The organism is Embleya sp. NPDC025285 (assembly GCF_055558835.1).
This window is the reverse complement of the sequence record NZ_JBVHLU010000300.1, coordinates 1-1,339: the sequence shown is the minus strand read 5'-3', so window position 1 is coordinate 1,339 and position 1,339 is coordinate 1. Positions and strand designations below refer to the sequence as shown.

Here is a 1,339-nt window from a genome sequence, read left to right as displayed (position 1 = left end):
CCAAGTTTCCCACCGAAAACATCTCGAAAGCGATGGGGATTTTGTACAGGCAGGGCGTTTCGCTATATGCGGAATCCTCTTTGAGACAAGCTATTAACAATTTAAGAGGTGTCATATACTCTAATGAAAGTGAAAATGAAGAGCGCATGCGCGCTGTGAAAGCTTAGGGAGGCTGCATGACGCCATTCGAGAAATTCTGCTCCCGCATGGAAATGCCATCGGGTATCGGCCGCGAGCTGCCTTATGTGCAGCTCGGGTTTGTTAGCGCTGATCAAAGCACTGGGGCAGATGCCGCAGTTGAGTGGATTGAGGGTGATGACGAGCACCGGATCCGATTTTCGGTATCCGAGTGGAAAAAGGCCGAGGCCGGCGTCATCCGTGAGCCGGTAATGCAGGTCGAGTTTTCGGAAAGCTCCGGTGAGCTTTTGGTGCCCGCCGGTGAGGGTGGCGAAGTGATGGCCGATCTGCTGTTGGCCATGCAGGGTATGAGGGTGCTAGGGGGTGATGATGCAAGCGCGTAGAAGCATTGCCCTGGTATCACTCTCCCGCGGCCGAATCTTTGCCGCCGGATCCATTCGGGGGGTAGTTCAAGCTGTCCTTCAGGTACCGGCGAAGGTTCTGGATCCCGATCTTCATGCCAGTTTCCTTCTGAATGAACTCGCGGATATCGCTGGGGGTGAGACGCTCCTGAGCAAGCACCGCAATGGCGGGCTTGATCTCGTCAAGTTTGGTGCGGATTCGGTGAGAAAGGCCCCCGTTTTTTTCCCGAGCGAAGGTGCCGGCTTTTTTCACCAAGTCTTTCAGTTGTTTGTCCATCTGATGGACTCCTTTTTCGAACTCGTTTTGATGATACCAAACCTTCCGAACTCGGCTTGGAAACCGTTTCGCAATTGGCCAGTGGAGGCATCTTGAGATGAAAGTCTACGTCGCCGAGAAGCCAAAGCTGGGTAAGGCCATGGTTCAGGTCTTGTCAAAGACCTCGCCAATAACCAACAGGGGGGGGACTTTTGCGGAAGGAAATGGTTGGGCGGTTTGCTGGGCTGCGGGGCACATTTTTGCGCTCGAAGAACCCGATTACTACATCGGAGCTGCTTTCCCAGGCGCCCCGAAGGGTAAGAACGGCAAGTTCAAATGGAGTTGGGATCACCTGCCGCTCTTCCCTGGGCAGAGCGATTTACCAGGGTGGTCGATAGCGCTCGACTCCGAGAAAAAAGATCTGTTCAAGACGATCAAGTCTTTTGTCGCGAAGGCCACTGTGGTGGTCAATGCCGGGGATCCCGACCGCGAAGGGCAGTTGCTTATCGACGAGATCCTGGAGTTTCTGGGCAACCGGAAACCG

The 1,339-nt window shown here is 54.4% G+C and carries 3 protein-coding genes; 2 read left to right on the top strand and 1 reads right to left on the bottom strand.

Going from position 1 to position 1,339, the window contains the following annotated elements:
* Positions 1–176: 176 nt before the first annotated feature.
* A complete protein-coding gene (locus ACZ4FV_RS52365; RefSeq protein WP_007975543.1) occupies positions 177–521 on the top strand; it encodes a hypothetical protein in 345 nt (114 codons plus the stop codon).
* 16 nt (positions 522–537) lie between these two features.
* Here ACZ4FV_RS52365 and ACZ4FV_RS52360 read toward each other — a convergent pair whose 3' ends face one another.
* Complete coding sequence (locus ACZ4FV_RS52360) at positions 538–816, bottom strand: hypothetical protein (RefSeq protein ID WP_009684330.1); 279 nt, start codon at positions 814–816, stop codon at positions 538–540.
* Positions 817–913: 97 nt separating this feature from the next.
* Here ACZ4FV_RS52360 and ACZ4FV_RS52355 point away from each other — a divergent pair.
* On the top strand, positions 914–1,339 hold a 426-nt coding region (locus ACZ4FV_RS52355), incomplete at its 3' end, for a toprim domain-containing protein (protein WP_465328545.1).

What these genes read in the sequence shown, in the direction of transcription:
- ACZ4FV_RS52365 (WP_007975543.1), top strand. Translation starts at nt 177, where the DNA reads ATGACGCCATTCGAGAAATTCTGCTCCCGCATGGAAATGCCATCGGGT.
- ACZ4FV_RS52360 (WP_009684330.1), bottom strand. Translation starts at nt 816, where the DNA reads ATGGACAAACAACTGAAAGACTTGGTGAAAAAAGCCGGCACCTTCGCT.